Annotated in this window: 13 protein-coding genes; 7 read left to right on the forward strand and 6 right to left on the reverse strand. The window is 48.9% G+C overall.

The window, feature by feature from the left end; translation table 11 throughout:
• Window positions 1-8: 8 nt before the first annotated feature.
• Window positions 9-1,040: an amidase domain-containing protein gene (locus A3844_RS09170; protein WP_074107246.1), complete on the reverse strand. Its 1,032-nt coding sequence runs from the start codon at window positions 1,038-1,040 to the stop codon at window positions 9-11.
• Window positions 1,041-1,363: 323 nt separating this feature from the next.
• On the opposite strand from A3844_RS09170, the gene acnA reads away from it, so the two are divergent.
• The gene (gene acnA / locus A3844_RS09175) at window positions 1,364-4,108 is read left to right on the forward strand and encodes an aconitate hydratase AcnA (protein WP_074086835.1); all 2,745 of its coding nucleotides are present in this window, start codon (window positions 1,364-1,366) and stop codon (window positions 4,106-4,108) included.
• Between the two features lie 149 nt (window positions 4,109-4,257).
• Here the strand turns inward: acnA and A3844_RS33710 are convergent, their stop codons facing one another.
• Window positions 4,258-6,483: a helix-turn-helix transcriptional regulator gene (locus A3844_RS33710; protein WP_074107247.1), complete on the reverse strand. Its 2,226-nt coding sequence runs from the start codon at window positions 6,481-6,483 to the stop codon at window positions 4,258-4,260.
• Window positions 6,484-6,596: 113 nt separating this feature from the next.
• A complete protein-coding gene (locus tag A3844_RS09185; protein WP_074107248.1) occupies window positions 6,597-7,340 on the reverse strand; it encodes an IclR family transcriptional regulator in 744 nt (247 codons plus the stop codon).
• 338 nt (window positions 7,341-7,678) lie between these two features.
• On the opposite strand from A3844_RS09185, the gene A3844_RS09190 reads away from it, so the two are divergent.
• Entirely contained in the window at window positions 7,679-8,647 is a 969-nt protein-coding gene (locus tag A3844_RS09190; RefSeq protein ID WP_074086897.1) for an alpha/beta hydrolase, read from the forward strand.
• Between the two features lie 103 nt (window positions 8,648-8,750).
• On the opposite strand, the gene A3844_RS09195 is transcribed toward A3844_RS09190, so the two are convergent.
• Window positions 8,751-10,460, reverse strand: coding sequence for a cache domain-containing sensor histidine kinase (locus A3844_RS09195; protein WP_074107249.1), 1,710 nt, complete (start codon window positions 10,458-10,460; stop codon window positions 8,751-8,753).
• A 21-nt stretch (window positions 10,461-10,481) separates the two neighbouring features.
• Window positions 10,482-12,002 carry a response regulator transcription factor gene (locus A3844_RS09200; protein WP_074107250.1) on the reverse strand — a complete coding sequence of 507 codons (1,521 nt, stop codon included), beginning with the start codon at window positions 12,000-12,002 and terminating at the stop codon, window positions 10,482-10,484.
• 271 nt (window positions 12,003-12,273) lie between these two features.
• Here A3844_RS09200 and A3844_RS09205 point away from each other — a divergent pair, with 271 nt between their 5' ends.
• The 5 genes from A3844_RS09205 (at window position 12,274) to A3844_RS09225 (ending at window position 19,332) form a co-directional block, all read left to right on the forward strand.
• The gene (locus A3844_RS09205) at window positions 12,274-13,992 is read left to right on the forward strand and encodes a type 2 periplasmic-binding domain-containing protein (RefSeq protein WP_074107251.1); all 1,719 of its coding nucleotides are present in this window, start codon (window positions 12,274-12,276) and stop codon (window positions 13,990-13,992) included.
• 19 nt (window positions 13,993-14,011) lie between these two features.
• Window positions 14,012-14,902, forward strand: coding sequence for an ABC transporter permease (locus tag A3844_RS09210; protein WP_074086829.1), 891 nt, complete (start codon window positions 14,012-14,014; stop codon window positions 14,900-14,902).
• A gap of 20 nt (window positions 14,903-14,922) precedes the next feature.
• The gene (locus A3844_RS09215) at window positions 14,923-15,798 is read left to right on the forward strand and encodes a carbohydrate ABC transporter permease (RefSeq protein WP_167374661.1); all 876 of its coding nucleotides are present in this window, start codon (window positions 14,923-14,925) and stop codon (window positions 15,796-15,798) included.
• A gap of 33 nt (window positions 15,799-15,831) precedes the next feature.
• The gene (locus tag A3844_RS09220) at window positions 15,832-18,078 is read left to right on the forward strand and encodes an amylo-alpha-1,6-glucosidase (RefSeq protein ID WP_074107252.1); all 2,247 of its coding nucleotides are present in this window, start codon (window positions 15,832-15,834) and stop codon (window positions 18,076-18,078) included.
• A gap of 81 nt (window positions 18,079-18,159) precedes the next feature.
• Window positions 18,160-19,332: a Fe-Mn family superoxide dismutase gene (locus tag A3844_RS09225; RefSeq protein WP_074107253.1), complete on the forward strand. Its 1,173-nt coding sequence runs from the start codon at window positions 18,160-18,162 to the stop codon at window positions 19,330-19,332.
• Window positions 19,333-19,440: 108 nt separating this feature from the next.
• Here the strand turns inward: A3844_RS09225 and folE are convergent, their stop codons facing one another.
• On the reverse strand, window positions 19,441-20,034 hold the full coding sequence (folE, locus tag A3844_RS09230) for a GTP cyclohydrolase I FolE (RefSeq protein ID WP_074086826.1): 594 nt from the start codon (window positions 20,032-20,034) through the stop codon (window positions 19,441-19,443).
• Between the last annotated feature and the right edge of the window lie 49 nt (window positions 20,035-20,083).

The raw sequence follows: 20,083 nt of genomic DNA on the forward strand, positions 1-20,083 counted from the left end.
TTTCTGATTTATAAGTAGTCATTAATATGAAAAAAACGGTAGGCTGTTCTGTCAGTCCATGCATAGGAATCGCGATAATCCCAAAAGCGGTGCCGGCTGCTGACTGTCCGCGCATTCACCAGCGGCTGTCCCGCTGCGTCAAAAGCGGTAACAATCGTGCTGTGCTGATAATGGCCGTTACCGTCCCAATCGTACTGGATAACATCCCCGAGCATCAGCTGATCTGCCCGTTCCACCGCCTCGGCTCGTAGTCCGCTGCTCCGGCTTGCACTTAAATATCGCTGCAGACTGTCCGACACTGCCCAGCTGAAGCTCCACCATTCTTGCGCGCCGTTATAGCCTTTGTACCACCAGCCCGTTTCTCTTTTACCAGTATAGTTGATAGGCGCTCCCCCTGCAAAGAGACATTGGGACACATAATTAGTGCAGTCCACATCAAATACCTCGAACTCCGGATTGCCGTCCTTCCACCACCGGTCGGCATAAGCGGCTGCCTCTTCCCGGCGGTAGCGCACTTCTTTGCCGCTGGCAATGCTGCGGAGTATACTCTTGTTAAGCAATGGCTGCGACGGCTGGGGAACGGGGAGCACCTCGCCCCATTTGGATAGCCGAAGCAGAGGCTCTGGTCCTATCACTTTGCGCATTGAATTCCGCTCAGGCACGCTGCGCTCCACAGCGGTAATCTCCCATGTGCCCCCTTCACTCACAAAAGTCAGCCGCTCCGTTTCAATGACATCCTCACGGTGCGTGATGCCGCCCTTCTCGTAATAGAGTGCACTGTGCAGCGCTACATCCGCGACCACCTCGGACGGGTTCTGCCGGACCGTCCGCAATGTGCGGACGCCCGTCTCCGAACGAAGCGGTGTTATGCCCCGCCGCTGGTACCACTGCGCCAGACGCCGGGAGCGCTCTCCCTGCTCCAGCAGGAACCGCGGGTCCCTGACCGCACTGCTGCGCTGCTGGTCAACTCCCGGGGCCACACGACCTTTATTCACTTGATCTACGTACACGTAGAGGCTTTTCTTCCACTTCTGTTCCATTCCATTCCCCGCCCTTCATCCCTGTTTGGCTGCTGCTCTATGTATATGAGGAAAACCTCGCAGCTATACAGCTAGAAAAAAGAAGAAACACTTTTGGTTTATGGGATGACGGGACAACGGGCTCTCATTTACGCGATGAAGGGTGAAGGGGATCTTAAATTAGCAATCCCCTTATTTTCCAGGGGCCAAACCTCACATCCCATTGAATAATCCGGGCCTTTCTGCGGCAAAAAATACTTTACTCGCACTTATGTAACCGTTATACTTATGATACACGAAATATTGAAATGTAGTTTCATCAGATGAAACAAGGAGGCGCATATATGCCAAGCAAGGACCACTTTTCGCTGGCCCGCACCCTGGAGTCAGGCGGCAAAAGCTATCGCTACTATCATCTTAACTCCCTTGAAGAGCAAGGCGCAGGGGCTATTTCCTCCCTGCCGTTTTCCATCAAAGTATTGCTTGAGGCCGCTGTCCGCCAATATGACGGACGGGCGATTACCGAAGAACATGTGAAGCAGTTGGCGGATTGGTCTGGCGATATCGACCGCAATAAGGAAATCCCCTTCATCCCGGCCCGGATCGTGCTGCAGGATTTCACCGGTGTACCGGTGGTTGTCGATCTGGCCGCCATGCGTGACACCGTAAAGAAAGCCGGCGGCGACCCGAAAAAGATCAATCCGCTCGTACCGGTTGACCTGGTCATTGACCATTCGGTTATGGTTGATGCTTTTGGCACCGCAGACGCGCTTGAATACAATATGAACGTAGAATTCGAACGCAATGAAGAACGCTACCGGTTCCTGCGCTGGGCGCAGACCGCCTTCAACAATTTCCGCGCGGTTCCACCGGCAACCGGTATTGTGCATCAGGTTAACCTGGAGTATCTGGCCTCCGTGGCAACCACCAAGACTGTGGACGGCGAAACCGTCGTCTATCCGGACTCCCTGGTAGGCACCGATTCTCATACGACGATGATCAACGGTCTCGGTGTTGTAGGCTGGGGTGTAGGCGGCATCGAGGCGGAAGCCGGCATGCTGGGGCAGCCTCTTTATTTTGTAACACCGGATGTGGTGGGCTTCAAGCTTACCGGCAGTCTGGTAGAAGGAGCTACAGCAACCGATCTGGCGCTGACCGTCACCCAGATGCTGCGCAAAAAAGGCGTAGTCGGCAAATTTGTTGAATTCTACGGACCGGGCCTGGCCAACATCAGCTTGGCAGACCGCGCGACCGTAGCCAATATGGCTCCGGAATACGGCGCAACCATCGGTTTCTTCCCTGTGGACGAAGAGACGCTTGCCTACCTGCGCAGCACCGGCCGTCCGGATGAGCTTGTGGAGCTGGTTGGGGATTATTACAAGGCACAGGGTATGTTCCGTACCTCCGAAACGCCGGACCCGCTGTTCAGTGATTTCATTGAGCTAGACTTAGCTTCAGTGGTTCCGAGTCTTGCCGGACCGAAACGTCCGCAGGACCGGGTGGAGCTGACACACATGAAAGAAAACTTCGAAGGTATTATCCGCACTCCAGTCGACAAAGGCGGTTATGGCCTGAGCGACGAGAAAATAAACGAAGTAGTGGAAGTGCAGCATAAGAACGGCACGAGCAGCAAGCTAAGCACAGGGGCGGTTGTGATTGCAGCCATTACGAGCTGTACCAACACCTCCAACCCAAGTGTAATGCTGGGAGCCGGCCTGCTGGCCAAGAAGGCGGTAGAGCGCGGATTGACCAAACCGGGATACGTAAAGAGCAGCCTCACGCCAGGCTCGCTGGTCGTTACCGAATACCTGGAAAAGGCTAATCTGCTGAAGCCTCTGGAAGCACTGGGCTTCTATCTGGCCGGTTACGGCTGCGCCACCTGTATCGGCAACTCCGGCCCGCTGCCGGATGAAGTCAGCCAGGCGATCACAGACCATGATATGACGGTAGCTGCCGTAATATCCGGGAACCGGAACTTTGAAGGCCGCGTGCATGCACAGGTCAAAGCCAATTACCTGGCCTCCCCGCCGCTTGTCGTAGCCTATGCACTGGCAGGCACAGTTAACATTGATCTGAAAACCGAGCCGCTGGGCTATGATCCGCAAGGCGAGCCTGTCTTCCTTGCTGATATTTGGCCAACTTCTGCAGAAATCCGTGAAGCCATCGCCCTCTCCCTGAGTCCGGAGATGTTCCGCCGGAAATACGAGAATGTATTCACGGCCAATGAGCGCTGGAACTCGATTCCGGTACCGGAAGGCGAGCTGTATGAATGGGACGACAACTCAACGTACATCCAGAACCCGCCATTCTTTGAGCATCTGGCAGACGGTGTCGGTGATATCGAGAACATCCGCAATGCCCGGGTGCTTGCACTGCTTGCTGATTCCGTAACCACTGACCACATCTCGCCAGCGGGTAATATCTCCAACTCCGGTCCTGCCGGTGAATATCTGCGGAGCCATGGCGTGGACCGCGCCGACTTCAACTCCTACGGCTCGCGCCGCGGGAACCATGAAGTGATGATGCGCGGCACGTTCGCAAACATCCGTATCCGTAATGCGGTTGCTCCGGGAACGGAAGGCGGAGTCACCACCTTCCTGCCAAGCGAAGAAGTGATGTCGATCTATGATGCGTCCATGCTGTACCAATCCGCAGGACAGAATCTGATCGTCATCGCCGGCAAGGAATACGGTACCGGCAGCTCCCGCGACTGGGCAGCCAAGGGCACCCTCCTGCTGGGCGTCAAAGCCGTTATCGCCGAAAGCTTCGAGCGGATTCACCGCAGCAATCTCGTCGGCATGGGCGTGCTTCCGCTGCAATTCCAGGAAGGTCATGGCTGGAGCAGCCTGGGGCTGACCGGACGCGAGACCTTCAACATCACTGGACTTGGCAACGATGTACTGCCTGGTCAAGAGCTGACTGTCACCGCTACCCGTGAAGACGGCACCCAGTTCGAATTCCCGGTCATTGCCCGTCTCGATAGTACCGTGGACATTGACTACTACCGCAATGGCGGGATTCTGCAGACCGTGCTCCGCCAGATGCTGGCCGATGCCACCACTTCAGATTCAGCGCTTCCGGTGGAATAGATCTTTCGCGGAAGACCGGCTGCCTGCGTTTCGCATGGGATGCCGGTCTTCTCCGATCACAAAACAGCCTCCAACCTCTCCCTGCGGGAGGATTGAAGGCTGTTTTGTTTTGAGAACCATTACACTTGGATGGAGGAGGCTTCCAACCTCTATATCTCAATCCGCTCCGAGCTTAGAATCCTTTTATAGATAAGAGCAATAATCTGCGAGCGGTCGCTTACGTTCATTTTATCAAAGATACGGCTCAAATGGTTCTTGACGGTATGTTCGCTAATGAACAACGCCGCAGCAATATCCTTATTCGTCTTGCCGAGAATAATCAGCTCAAGCACCTCTTCTTCACGGGGCGAGATCCCCCATTCCTCCTTCGGTGACTTGAGGGACGTATTATTGAGGAGCTTAACAGGCGAGACTGGCTGCATATGACGCTGTTCCCCGGACCGGCTGAGCAGAAAGGACTGAAACGCCACCCGCGGCTCCGCATCAATTACTGCTTTTACATTGATGTCCAAATGAAATCTTGAAGAAACGATCCCTTTCTCCCGGTTGTCTTTCAGCGTCTCTGCCTGCTCCTGTTTGCCTGCATGATGCAGCACAAGCGCCAGCAACTGGGCCTCAAAGGACAGCATGGGTTTCTCAATTTCAAAATAAAAAGCGGACAATTGATCTACCTGGTTCAGCAGCGATACTTCTTGAATGTAGAAATCATATTCCATTAGTACCTCCAGCGGAAAAGGTGCCAGCTTACAAGCAAGTTTCAGCCGCTCGGACTCTTTCTCTGGCAGGCCTGCATAACGGGCAAAATCATAAGCCATATTTGAGGCTTCCAGTGAAATGCGCTGCAGCTCCGGATGATGATATTGCAGATTTTGGAGGAGGTTATTCAAAAAGGTCTCCGCTTGCTTTGCATATCTGCTGTCCTTCTCCAGAAGACGGATAGCCGTCGTAGCCAGAGTGGCAATACACTCCATAAAGGCCCGCCATTCCTGTGCTTCAATTCGTTTGCGGAATCCGATGGACAATATCCCTTTATATACATTTTCCGCGATTAACGGGCATTCCAGCAAGAACCGTTCGCCTGAGGTCTCATGGATGACAGAGCCAGAGAGAAAAGCTTGGGGGGAATACCGCATCTTCAGATCCTTCACGTAGAACGGCTCTTCTGCTTCCGGCCAGCCTCTGGCGTAATATGTACTCTGATCAGCTGTTGGGTTCTGAAAAAAGACAAGGACAGATGCAGGGGAAAAGGGCATGCTCATTACTGTATCAATCAGTTGGCTACCGAGTTCCTTATGGGAGGCTGCCAGCGGCAGCAGCCGCACAGCTTCTTTAAGAATGAGGGTTCCTTCTTTGCGCAGCTCTTCCCGTCGTATCAGCTTCTGCCCTCTATCGGAAATCCCCAGTAATGAGGCTACACACTGCTCCTGAGGGTCGTAGTTCTGTATATGTTCACTTTTACCGAAGCCAACTGTCAGCAGCAGCGCTCTTCTGCCGCCATAGATCATAGCAGGGTAGCAGGATAAATATTCCGGCTGCGGAAGACCGCGCTGCGTGAAGAACAGTGACCTCGGGTCCATCGCGCTCGTTCTCCAGTGCCGTGGCTCCTTGCCTAGTGCAGCCTGTCCCAGGAATCCGTCGCCTTGCTGGAATGCGGCATTCATTAGCTGGTCCGATCCTTTGCCGGCGGCATACTTCACCTGAAATTCCCCAGCCTCATTCTCTTTGGCAAAAGCATATAAATCCCCAGCCGAAGGAGTGGCCGCCAATTGCTGCAGTACCTCTTCAACCTTGAGATAACCCTTCTCCAGATTCATTAAGAGCCCGGAGATCATATCTCCAAAGCCTTGTGTGGCAGAGGAGGCACCCGCACAACCGGACAACAACTTGCTTAGGATACGGCCAAGCACGGCGATCTTGTCCCGTACTTCAGCAATTCGCTCCCGGCTGAGCTCAGGCAGGGCAAGCAGCTCCTTACATAAATGCTCATAGACCGGGTGATTCTTCATTTTCGCTTCAAAAGCAGGCATTACCAGCGCTTTGGTGCCCTCTTGCATATAGATGCCCGACCATAAATAATAGACCTGTCCATAACCGGGGAACAACGGGATGATGGCATATTTCAATCCGGGAATCCATTCCTCCAGAATTACAGGATGCGACAAAGGACCCAATCTCCGCAGGGTAGGCTTGAAAGGGTTGTCTATATTCTGGAGTGAAGTCAAAATGACCTCATAAAACATTCCTGGAGCTACCGGACGAGTAAAGACGTTGCCCTCCTGATCTGTTAGTACGATAGCCTGCCCAGTAATCCTGCTGAATGATTCCTGGAGCTGCTCCATCTCCTCCATTAATGAATCGGGTACTACAGTTGCCATCCTATCACCCCATGCCCCGGAATTAACCACAATATCCTATAGATAATGACTGTACAATTACCTTCACTTACTAATTACCCCCTAAATCGACTATATAACGGAACTTGGGTGCTTTAACCCATCATCAGACCCATTTCAGCAGCTTTTTCGGCCAAAATCATGGCATAATCCTCCAGCGTCTCGCGGGAAAGGCGGCTGACGGGTCCCGACAGGGAGAGCGCAGCGACCACATTCCCCGCCCTTCCGGTAATGGGCACCGCTACCGCTGCTGCACCCGGCTCCCGTTCCTCGAAGCTTGTTGCATAACCCCGGCGTGTAATTTCCTGCAATTGCTCCAAATACGTACTTCTGTCCACAGCCTCCGGCCAGTTCGGATCGGCCAGCAGGCGGGCTTGTACCTCATGCGGAGCGTAGGCTGCAAGCACCTTGCTCGAAGCACCAACTGAGAGCGGGAGTCTCGCACCAATCTGTGCGACCCGGCGGATCGCCTGCCTGCTCTGCACCGCCTGGATGCGCACACGTTCCAGATCGTCGCGCAGATACAGGCTGACCGTCTCTCCCAGCGAGTCGCGCAGCTTCTCCATGGCTGGAAGCAGCAGCGCCGCCGGTTCATCCAATGTCGGCAGATGCGTGGACAGCTCCCAGATGCGGATGCCCAGGCGGTACTTCTCCGTGGCTTCAATACGCAGAAGAAATCCCTTATCCTCAAGCGTAGTCAGCAGCCGGTGCACTGTGCTTTTGTGCAGGCTGATTCTGGAGGCAATTTCCGTCAGACTCAGATCACTTTCCTGTGTAAAGCACAGCAATATATCCAACGCACGTTCTACCGCGCGTACAGTCAGCTTTCGGTCTTCCACAGCACTCTCTCCTTCAACTGTTTCACCAAATGAAACCCGGTTACATTATTTAAGATATCCATTCTATCTTAGAGCAAATGCCCCGGGAAAGTCCAGCAGTTTCAGTGAGCGGAAAAGTCTGGGCGGCACTTTACAGTTAGATTACAAAAGCGGCGAATTCATTGACTTTGTAAGGTCATAATCATACGATTAAATATATGAATTATATAGCCTGCAGCAGAGAATGAACAGCACAATTTCTCACCGCACATTCTTTTTTTCGTTGCAAATTACGGACCATTATAGGAGGGGACCTCATGGACTTAGCAACTACGCATACCGGCACACCGGTCTCCCGTATGCCGGGTGAGCGCACACCAAGTGCTGCACCCAAGCTTTCTTTGCGGATGATTCGCGTTAAACATATTGTCGTTGCTTTGCTTTTATCCGTTTTTTTCTTTTTTGTCTTCTGTTTTATCGCCTTGCATGGCTATATCGCCTGGGTGCTGTCCAACCCGACTGTAGCCCCGCTCTACTCCAATCCTTCATTGGCCAAGGGACTGGATTATAAGGATATCACCTTTCCGGCGCTGGATGGCAGCCGCATGATGCAAGGCTGGTACATTCCGTCGAAGGGCTCGACCAAGACTATTGTGTTCAGTCATGGATATGGTGCCAATCGCGAGGAAACCTGGGTACCGATGTATGATCTGGCACACTATGCGCACAGCCTGAATTTCAACGTTGTCATGTTCGACTACGGTTTCGCTTCCAAGACCAACAAGGATATCGCCACCGGCGGCAAAAAAGAATCCAAGCAGCTCCTTGGAGCCATAAAGTACGCCAAGGAGCATGGCGCCAAAGAGATTGTAGTCTGGGGCTTCTCGATGGGAGCTGGTACCGCGCTTCAGGCAGGACTTGTCACCAAGGATGTCGATGCCATGATTCTGGACAGCACCTTCCTGCTTGAGCCGGATACGCTGTACCATAACATCAAGCACAATATCGACCTCCCCCGCCAGCCCTCTCTGGAGATTATGGAGCTGTTATTTCCAGTGCTGAACGGTACAGGATTGAATCAAATCCCCTATTCCAAGGTCAAAGCGGAGGATTACCCGTTCCCTACACTATTCCTGCATGGCACCAAAGATGACAAGGCGCCCTATCCGATTGCTGAAGAACTTGCGGCGAACCAAAGCAACCCTTACTCGGATTCCTGGATCGTGCAGGACAGCCATCATGAGCTGCTGTTCCGTGAGCACCCCCGTGAATATCTGCGGCGTGTGTCCGCTTTTCTGGGCAACGTGCAGCTGGCCAAAGCCCAGTAGAACAGACGTATATGTTTCACCGTGTCGTAACATTTAAGCAGGTTCTGAAACGGCTCAATCGCCTTTTCGTGAACCTGTTTTTTATATGCGCGGAAGCTGAATCTTAATTGTGTTCATCATAAGGAATTCTGAGTAAAACTTGAGTTCCTTCTCCGAAGATACTGTTAATCGTAAGTCCATACTGTTCGCCGTACATTACAACTGCCCGGTCATTTACATTTTTAAGTCCGTATCCTTTAGATTGAGATTTAAGCAATAGAACAAGCCGCTCCTGCTCTACTCCAATTCCATTGTCAGTTATCAGAAAAACTATACTTTGACCATCTTTTTGGCCTGAGAGATGAATGATTCCACCACCGTCTTCCCGGTTTTCAATTCCATGAATGATCGCATTTTCGATTAAAGGCTGGAGCATTAAATTGGGCATACGGCAGGAAAGAATGGAGTCATCAATCTGATAATCTATCTCGAAACTGTTGCTGTGCATAATCAACTGGATATTAATATAGGACTGAACATTAAGAATTTCGTCTGAAACCAATATCAGATTCTCGCCCTTATTGAGCGTAGTACGGTAAAAGGTAGATAATAGCTGTGCCATTTCACTAATATCCGTCGCATGTATTCGAAGCGCTCTCCAGTTTATTAATGACAGTGAATTGTATAGAAAATGAGGATTGATTTGCGCCTGCAGAGCTTTCATTTCGTATTCCTTGCGTGCAATTTCTCCCACATACACAGTATCAATTAGCGTCTTGGTTCTTCCTAACATACTTCCAAACCCTCGGATCAGATCTCCAATTTCATCTTTAGAATCGCTAAAAACTTTAATCTCTAAATTCCCTTCTCCTATAAGTTTCATATTTTTGTGCAGGCGGTGAATAGGCAGCATAATTTTCCGGGAAAAGAGTGTGCCAGCCATAACGACAGCAGCGATACAGGCGGCAATCATCAACAGGACAGTCAAAGCAATCCACCATGCGGAGTTGGTGATCAGGCTTGTCGGCTTATACAAATATACTTTCCAGCCTGTAATCGGGATCGAAGATTGCAAGATTGTGTAGTTCTTACCACTCCAATGAAACTCATCAGCTGTCTTATCGGAAATGGGGATAACTGAATTTTTACGGTCTGCTCCCGAGGAATAAATAGAATCTCCATTGGAGTTCATTATCATTATCTCCGCTCCATGAGATTCGAGGGGTTCAAACGTTTTAAACAGTGCATCATAGTCTACCAGTGCAAACAGAATATTATCTTTGGGATTTTCCTGTTTTGTGCTGAGGAGACGCCGGACACTATATACACTTTTCCCGCTGGAAAACCAAAGAACATCAACCGACTTCATTACAGGCGGGTACCATGAGGCTTCTTTGATTTCATCGATAGGTCTTACTGTGTTTCCATGTGGAGGCAGATTAGTTCCGGTATACAGGATAATTTGTTCTACCCCGGTGTTTAAGTAACGCGCTGTAAAGAAATTCTGATCGATTACGTTATTTAACTGGTCATACATTTCATACGCACTGGTATATGTGGTGTTGGCGGCATTCAAAATCTCCTGGTTGAAGCTCAGAAAGTTCATTACTTTATTGTAGACATCCATCTGGTTGTTTACAGACAGGACGCTTTGTTTTAACGTGGCATTCAGATCGGCTTTTGACTGCTGCACTAAGAGCGATCTGGTTTCTGAGAAGCAAAAACTTCCGAGAACAATAACAGGAATCATGCTGACCAGTAAAAATGAAAGCTTTATTTTTGTTTGAAATCTAAAGTCTCCGATTTTCTGTTTAAGGGCCTTCCACGTTTGCATGCCGTTCCTCCCGGGCTGGGGTTATTTCTGATTGTACTGCCGGAATTTCTCAGGTGTTTGTCCAAAAAAATCCCTAAAATTCTGACAGAAATAAGAAACGTTTTGAAACCCCACTGTATAACAAATATCCGAAACCTTAAGATGTGTTTGCTGCAGCATGTCCTTCGCTATATTCATACGGACATTTTTAATATACTTGTTCAATCCGCATCCCGTATTTTTTTTGAAAATGGAGCTTAAATAATGGGGTGATAAATGTATCTTTGCAGCAAGAAGATCCAAACTCAAATCCTCGCCATAATGATCCTCGATGTACTGCTTTACGGCGGCAATATCCCGGTTTAAAAATTCGGAACTGCTATCCTCCTGATCAAGAAGAGCAATCCCGGCAATTATAATCTCTTTTATTTCCTTTAATTCTTCGGACTTATATATTTTTTCGATTCCATAGCTCAATTCAATTTCAGATACAGGTGCAGAATAGGTCATAATCTCCTGATACAAAGAAGAGAACATATACTTGACATATAATTGTGAAAACTGAGCCTGATTCGCATATTTTTGATACAAAAGATCTGTATTTGCTCTAAGACTGAAAATGTCCCTTTCCTTCAAATTATTTCTGATGTGATTTAAAAGATCGCCATCTGATAACCCGGGAAGCATGTCATTAGAAAAGTAAAAATCTTTTTTCACTTCACATACAAAAAAATCCGGTGAGAAGAACCGGTATTCCATCAGTTGATCTAATCGAATCAAAGCGGCGGAAAGGTCCTCCAGCACCGTGATTTCATCATTGATAGCGAGGTAGCAATGCACTTTGTAGTTATCTAGTATACTATCATGCAAAAACGTGCCTAAATCATGGAAAGAACAGGGGGAACCTGCTGGCAGATGGGGAAATAACAGCAAGCTCTGACAGCCATTCAAATTCACATAATCAACAGGGTCCTTCAGTAAAGACAAGATAAACTCCTCAAACTCCGGGCCGGCATTTTCAAAAAAGTTCTTGTCAAATTCCAGCAAAAACATTCCATGATAATGATCCGGAAGCTCGAAGGATATCTCCTTCATCGAAGAAGGTATTCCCAGGCCGTTAACAAGATTAAAAAGCACATGCTTTTTGACATATTCAAGTTTAATTTGCGAAGCGATGTTTTCCTGTTTCTGATCTGTTAGCTGAGCAATTACTTTTTGCATGGTATGCTGGAAAGTTTCAACATTGATCGGCTTGAGAAGATATTCAGAAACACCAAGGGAGATGGCGGTTTTTGCATATTCAAATTCAGCGAACCCGCTGAAAAGAATAACTTTTAATTTGGGGTTAAGATTTAAAGCTTCTGTGGTAAGCTGCAAGCCATCCATCAAGGGCATCCGAACATCAGTAAAGAGGATATCAACAGGATTTTGCTCCAGATACTCGAGAGCCTTTCGACCGTTCTCCGCCGTCTCTATATGGAGGACAAACCCCAGTTCATCAATGAGAAATTCGATGCCTTCCCGTTCTTCCCTTTGGTCATCTGCTATTAGTATCGTTAACATCCCGGACGCCCTCTCCATACGCAGTAATCCATTTGTGTCCCTAATCATGTATAGTGTACCATGTTTTAATTGAGCTTTTCAGCAAGCAAAACGCTTTGCTTCAAGTATGTTATTTATTTGTGTAAAACGTAATTTATTTGTATTTACGCTCAAAAGTAAAGGGCTCTACAATAAAGAAGCCAAATTAATTCTGGTTTCAAAGCAAGCCGGCGCTTTGAATCCGTTATCTCTAGCCTATTGACTCAACGTATTTATTTAAGGGGGTTCTTATATGTCATCCAAGCTCACAAAGTCTTGCACTATTTTATTGACAGCGCTTTTAGCCGTGTCAGTCGCAGGCTGCCAAAGTTCCAATAATTCCAATGACTCGGCTAAAAACCCTGCGGCAAATTCAAATGATCCCGCGTGGAAGAAAGCCCAGACGACTCCTTTTACCCCGTATCCTGAAACCGTTACCTACACCATAGGACAGGTGGCCTCCAACTTCTCTGCGCTTGCGGGAACGCCGTATGAAAAGGATAATGCAACCGATAATGTGTGGACCAGATATATCAAAGAAAAACTCAACGTGCAAAACAAAGTTGCATTTGAAGCAAATGACGGCACGGACTATAACCAAAAGGTTTCAATGGCCATTGTAGGCGGTACGATTCCTGATATCATGGTTGTCCCTGACCTCTCTACTCTGCAGCAGCTTTATGAAAACGATCTTATTGCGGATATGACAGATGCTTATAATCAATGCGCCAGCGACCAAATTAAGGAGATTTACGACTCCTATAAGGGCCGTGTTCTGGATACCGCAAGGTTTGACGGAAAACTGATGGCGCTGCCGACTACGGAAATTTCACACGGCCCAGGGGTCCTCTGGCTGCGCAAAGACTGGATGGATAAACTGGGACTCGCAGATCCCAAAACGATGGATGATGTGGAGAATATCATCACCCAGTTCGTTGAAAAAGACCCTGGCGGCAATGGAGCGGGAAACACGGTTGGTCTTGTGGTCGACAATGAAAATACCGCTGGTGTTTCCGGCGGCCAGTATGAATTGAACAACATCTTTACGCTGTATGGCGCATTCCCGAAACAATGGATGGATGATGGGAGCGGCAAGGCAGTGTATGGTTCCGTGCAGCCCCAAATGAAGCCGGCCCTTACAAAGCTGGCGGATATGTACAAAAAAGGCTTGATCGACCGGCAGTTTGCCGTACGCACATCCGACGACCGGAAGGCGCTGCTTACCGGCGGAAAAAGCGGATCGTTCATGGACAATTGGTGGGGAAGCTGGACGGTAGCGGATTCGATTAAGCTGAATCCAAATGCCAAGTGGGCTTCTTATGTGGCTCCGCAGTCGGAGGATGGTTCAGTTACGATGTTCACCGGCAACCCTTCAAGCAGTTACCTTGTGGTCCGGAAAGGGTTCGAGCATCCGGAAGCCGCTATAAAAATCGCCAGCCTTCAGTTTGATTATCAGCGTTATCAGGAAAAAGATGCAGCGGTCCTGAAGAAATTTGAGGACTATGCCAGCTATAACGTAGGGGGATCTCCGATTGCTATAAATATCGATTACTATGATGCATTTTACCGTAATGTCGGGATTATGGAAGAAGCGCTGAAAACTGGGGATAGCAGCAAACTGCTCACCAGCAACGATATAAACGCCTACCGCTCATACAAGAAGTATCTGGATAACATAAAAAATGGGGAGAAACTGGATTCGAATGGATGGGCCGGATATACCTCGAGCATCACGACGGCCAACCTGGTCAAGAATTCAAAGATCAAGGAAGTAAACCCTGTATTTTTCGGAACAACACCTTCCATGGCACTGAAGTGGCCCACACTGACGAAGATGGAGCTGGAAATGTTTTTGAAGATCATTACCGGTGAGCAATCTCCTGACGCTTTTGATAGCTTTGTCAGCAGTTGGAAAAAAACAGGCGGCGATACGATTACGAACGAAGTCAATAAAGAAATCACCTCCAAATGATAGAAAGAGATGATTCTAAATGAACAATAAAAAAGATCAGGCGGCGTTCCACCTTATGCTCGCACCAAGTATAGTATTTTTGATTATCTTCTCGTTTATTCCAATGTTCGGTATCGTGATGGCTTTTCAAAATTACATCCCCGCTAAAGGGATGAGTGGATCAGCTTGGGTAGGACTTGATAATTTCAAATTTATGTTTCAAATTCCCGACAGTAAGCAAATATTAATCAATACTATAGTCATTGCCTTATGGAAAATTTTAATAGGTACTTTGGTTTCCATTGTGTTCGCCTTACTGTTAAACGAAATTCGCGTACGATTTGTCAAAAAGTTCATGCAGACCGTTGTTTATCTGCCGAATTTTTTGTCCTGGGCCGTACTGGCTACTGTCGTTATGAATATTTTTTCATACGAAGGTCCGGTTAACGCATTTTTGGGATGGTTTGGCATTGATCCGGTTTTGTTTATGGCCAGCAACCACTGGTTCAGACCTATGCTGGTATTAACAGATGTCTGGAAAGGGTTTGGATATGGCTCTATCATCTATCTGGCCTCCCTGACGGCCATTGATCCGGGACTTTATGAAGCGTCATCCATTGACGGCGCCAACCGGTTTAAACAGCTGTGGTATGTGACGCTGCCCGGCCTGATGCCAACCATCCTGCTGGTTACCACTTTAAATCTGCCCAACGTGCTCAATGCCGGGTTTGACCAGATTTTCAATCTATATAATCCGTTGGTGTATGCAACGTCCGATATTATTGACACCTATGTATACCGGGTGGGTCTGGTACAGAGACAATACAGCCTGGGAACAGCGATAGGGCTACTGCGGTCGGTTGTCGGAATTGTTCTCATCCTATCCGCCAATAAACTGGCACAGAAGCTTACCGATTACAGAATCTTCTGAACAAGGAGGTGTTATTCATTATCACTCATTCCATCAAAAGCCGAATTGCGGATACTATAATCTGGATATTTGTATTAGCATTCACTTTATCCTGCCTTATACCCTTAATTAATCTGGTTGCCATTTCCTTCAGTGACAACGCGGCGGCTTCCGCAAATATGGTAAGTATTTTCCCGGTTAATTTTACGTTAAGCTCCTATGAGAAGTTGTTGTCGGACTCCCAGTTCTGGCGCTCCTTTATGATCTCGGTGGAACGGGTTGTCCTTGGTCTGATAGTCAATATGATGCTGATGATTCTTGCTGCTTATCCGTTATCCAAAAGCTCAAAGCAATTCCGGGCACAGAAGGTGTATATGAATATTGTGATTTTCGCCATGCTGTTTTCCGGTGGTCTCATTCCAACCTTTATGGTTGTCAAACAGCTTCATCTTCTGGATTCCATCTGGGCTTTGATTCTGCCGGGAGCTGTGCCGATCGCCAATGTCATTTTGCTGATGAATGCGTTCCGCGCCGTACCGAAATCTCTGGAAGAGGCCGCAACCATTGACGGGGCTTCGCAGTGGAGAATTCTCTCAACAATATATGTGCCTGTGGTGCTGCCTACAATTGCCACTGTAACGCTGTTTACGATTGTCGGACATTGGAATGACTACTTCAGTGCTTTGGTGTATATCAACAAAACATCAAATTACCCTTTGCAGACTTATATCCAGCAGCTAAGCGTAGACGTTCAGAATATAACTGATCCACAAAAGCTCATAGAGTACTCCAAGATTTCGAACCGGACGCTGAATGCTGCCAAAATCGTGATCTCCACCTTGCCACTGCTCCTGATTTATCCTTTTATGCAAAAATACTTTGTTACAGGAATCGTGGTGGGTTCTGTTAAAGAGTAATGTATAAATTTTTACTGCGGGAGGTAAGCAACAGTGAAATTATCAACAAATCATGCCGGGCAAACATCCGATATTCTGGATGAAATGAACATATTCGTTTCTCGTGAAGAGAATCGCGGAATTTCCTTTACTAATAAAGAGGCCGCTTATTATTATACTCAATCCCATCTCAATAACCATGTTGAGCATGCTTATTTTGAGGGATTGAACATCTCAAAAAGCAGAATTTTTGGCGGCTACACTTTAATTGCAGATCAACGGAAACTGGATAATCAAGAAGCTGAAGTCTGTGTGTCCCCCTATAAAATGGTACGTAGACATGGAAGTCTGATCGAAGAACTATGGATGTTTGACTACAAAAATGTGCTGGAGATCCGTCTCTCCGGTGCTCAAAAAACCATTGGGATTGAATTGTTGGGAGAACAGCTGAACCCGCTGAGCCCACGGGAAGGCATCGCTTTTTTCAATTCAATAGAAGGCGGATGGGTTATTGCTGTAGGCGCAGCAAGCAGCCAGCCGGTGGAAGTTAAGAACCATATCGTTTATTCCGGCGCCAGCGCCGGAGGCTTTTATATAGCCGTGGGCAAAACGGCTGCCGAAGCGGCAGATATGATTCATGATACGAGACGGGATGTCATCCCTATGAAGCTCGAACGAATACAGCGTATGGAGGATTTTTTGCAGAAGAATGTGTATATCGCCAGCACCAGTGACTCGCTCGCCTTGTCTTTGAATTGGTTAAATCTAACGATGGACCAACTGGTGACCAGACAGCAAGGCGACGGGATCTATGCCGGCCTCCCCTGGTTTAATGAATATTGGGGAAGAGACCAATTTATTGCGCTTCCGGGAGCCGTATTGGTAACCGGGCAATTTGAAACTGCTAAGAATATACTGCTATCCTTTGCGAAATTTCAGAACACCGATGCAACTTCCAAATACTTCGGCAGGGTGCCCAATATTCTCGCTCTAAAAAACGTAGACTACCATACAACCGACGGGACACCGCGGTTTATTATCCAATTGCAGGATTACGTTAAATATTCGGGTGACTCGGCAATCATCACAGAGCTTTATCCGGCAGTACAAAACAGTATAGAAGGCTCCATTAAGCATTGGGTGGACGATAAAGGCTACCTTATGCACGATGATAACGAAACCTGGATGGATGCCCGGGATGCGAATCTGAAGTCCTACTCTCCTAGAGACACCCGGGCCAATGACATTCAAGCGCTTTGGTACGACCAGCTGCAAGCTGGGATATACTTTGCCGAGTACATGGACGACAGCGGCAGCGCGAAGAAATGGAGCAATATCGCGGGCAAACTCAAAAGAAATTTTGCAGAGGATTTTAGGGATCAGGCACATCCCTATCTCGCTGACCGGCTGAACTCGGAGGATGAGCCGGAGTTCTCACTGCGGCCCAACCAATTGTTTGCCTTGGACATGATTGAAGATGATTCTTTCAAATGTGAAGTGATTCGTACAGCATGGGAGGAACTTGTGTATCCATGGGGAGTTGCTTCATTGAATCAAAAACATCCGTTTTTCCATCCATTTCACTTAACCAGCCTGTACCATAAAGATGAAGCTTACCACAATGGTACGGTTTGGCTCTGGTTAAACGGTATAGCCATGCAGCGTATGATCGAGGCCGGGCAGAAAGAAACTGCTTATCAACTTTTCAAGAATATGAACTGGCAAGCGCTGAACCTGGGAGTAGTCGGGGGACTGAGCGAGAATATGGATGCTTATCCGCAGGAAGGCCAGAGCTCAGCCAAACTTACGGGAGCCTACCTGCAAGCCTGGTCCAATGCCGAGCAGCTGCGTGTGTGGTATCAGTATTTTCTGGGGTTCCGGCCGGATATGATTAATCAGAGGCTTACGCTTGCGCCCCGGATTCCCGGGGAGATCGGGGATTTACAATCCCGCGTTAAGATTGGAAGCGGGACCATTAACATGAGCTATACAGCTACAGGTGCAACAGAACAAACGTATCTTTACGGATTTACAGGAATCGGGCTCACGGTAGTTATTGATATATCTCCTTTTAAGCTCCTGCAAATTGAAGTGGCAAATGATTGCGAACTGAAAATGACCCGGACAGAGCTCGATTTGAAGGTTATCCTTACCGATAAAACCGGCACAACTATCAATGAGATTACAGCGTCCCCATTACCACTGCGTGTAGAACAGCAATTGAATGTGAATCAAGTGTTTAAGAATGTTAAGTTTGCAGAGCCAGTGGATCTGAAGAATCACCCTGTTATGAAGCGCTAAGAATTCGATGTGGAAATCATAAGCTGCTGCTCCTGTACATAGAATGAACTGTTGAAGATCTATGACGGGAGGATTACAGGTATGCCGGATCTATACGGGCAAGTGCTGCCAGTACGTATTCTCGAAGAAATTGCATTCTGGAAAAAGCAGGAGCAGGAGCATACGGTAGTCATTAAGGCGGTTATCCCACAGCTTGAAGAGCGGTATGTGAAGTTGCTAGACGAATGGGCTTTTGTCTTCGGGGCTACCGAGCAAGCAGCCCGCCAGTTGCTTGAGGCTTCTCAGGGCTGCAGTCCGGCAGAGCTGGCCGCCGGAACAGAGCAGCTTCTCCAGGTGGCCTGCTCCCAGTCCCGCGAGTTCATCCGGCAGCTATATGCCCTGATGGAGGGAAGCGCCGCTGTAAAAGCCCAGCCGTTGGCTGGAACCGTGCTGCTGCACATCATCCGGGAGTCAGAGTATGTCTTGGGCGTTTTGAGCGCCCTGACATTACACGGAAATGTTCCCCTCTGGATGCGGGAGGACACGCAATCGGAAGCAGCAGATGAGCATAAGCCCAGTGACAGTCAGACTGGGCCTAGCCCGCAGGTTCCCTTGATTCTTCAGTCCTCCGGAAATCGGGAACAGGGCACGGTTCCGATCGGAGGCCATACCCTGCCGCCTCTTCCCTATGCCTATAATGCGCTGGAGCCGTATATCGACGAAAAGACTATGAGAATCCATCATGACAAGCACCACCAAAGTTACGTAGACGGACTGAACAAGGCGGAGAAGAAGCTGGCCGAAGCCCGGAAAACCAAAGATTTTGACCTGGTGAAGCATTGGGAGCGGGAGCTTGCCTTTAACGGGGCCGGCCATTATCTGCATACCATCTTCTGGAACGTCATGTCACCGCAAGGGGGAGGCCGTCCGACAGGCGCACTGCTGGATGCCATAGAGCACAGCTTCGGCAGCTACGAGGCCTTCAAGGAACAGTTCACGGAGGCGGCCAACAAAGTGGAAGGCGGGGGCTGGGCGATTTTGGTCTGGAGTCCGCGGAGCCACAGACTGGAAATCCTGACAGCGGAGAAGCACCAGAATCTCTCCCAATGGGATGTCGTTCCTCTACTGACCCTGGATGTGTGGGAACACGCGTATTACCTCAAGCATCAGAATAACCGCGCGGATTACATCAAGGACTGGTGGAAGGTTGTAAATTGGCCATATGTCTCTGAAAGGTTTACCGCCGCCCGCAAGCTTGTCTGGCAACCTTATTAACAAAGGACGGCACCGTTACTCGTCCAGACGCAAAAAGAGCCCTTCCGTCACTTGGCAGTGATGGAAGGGCTCTTAATCTTATGAAGCAACGGGGCATGCCCCAGTATTCTATTCCTTGATCAAAGCCAAAAACTCCGCCCGGGCGGCAGCGTCCTCACGGAAGGTCCCCCGCGTTGACATGGTTACCGTCTTGCTGCCGGGCTTTTTCACCCCGCGGGCGCACATGCAAAGATGCTCCCCTTCCACAACGACCATCACACCATGCGGATTCAGAACCTCTGTCATGATATCGGCAATCTGCGCCGTAATGCGTTCTTGCACCTGAAGGCGCCGGCTTACGGCCTCCACAAGACGGGCCAGCTTGCTGAGCCCTGCAATCCGTCCGCTCGGAACATACCCGATATGCACCTTCCCGAAGAATGGGGCCATATGATGTTCGCACTGGCTATAGTAGACGATATCCTTTACGATCACCAGTTCCTCATGAGACTCATCGAAGGTCACACCGAGCGCCTCACGGGGATCAATCGAATAACCGCCGAAAATCTCCTCATACATCCGTGTAACTCTGGCCGGTGTTTCCAGCAGCCCTTCGCGGCCTGTGTCTTCACCAATCAGCTCCAGTATTTTCTCTACGTGGTACTCGATTTGCTCACGGTTCGCAGCAACCTTGCCATTCATGTAATCTTTGACGCCCCCCATGAAGCCTCCCCCTTCCGTACCCGTATCTAATTCCACTTTATCCGGGACC

The sequence above is a fragment of the Paenibacillus helianthi genome (assembly GCF_001909055.1).
GTDB lineage: Bacteria > Bacillota > Bacilli > Paenibacillales > Paenibacillaceae > Paenibacillus_AQ > Paenibacillus_AQ helianthi.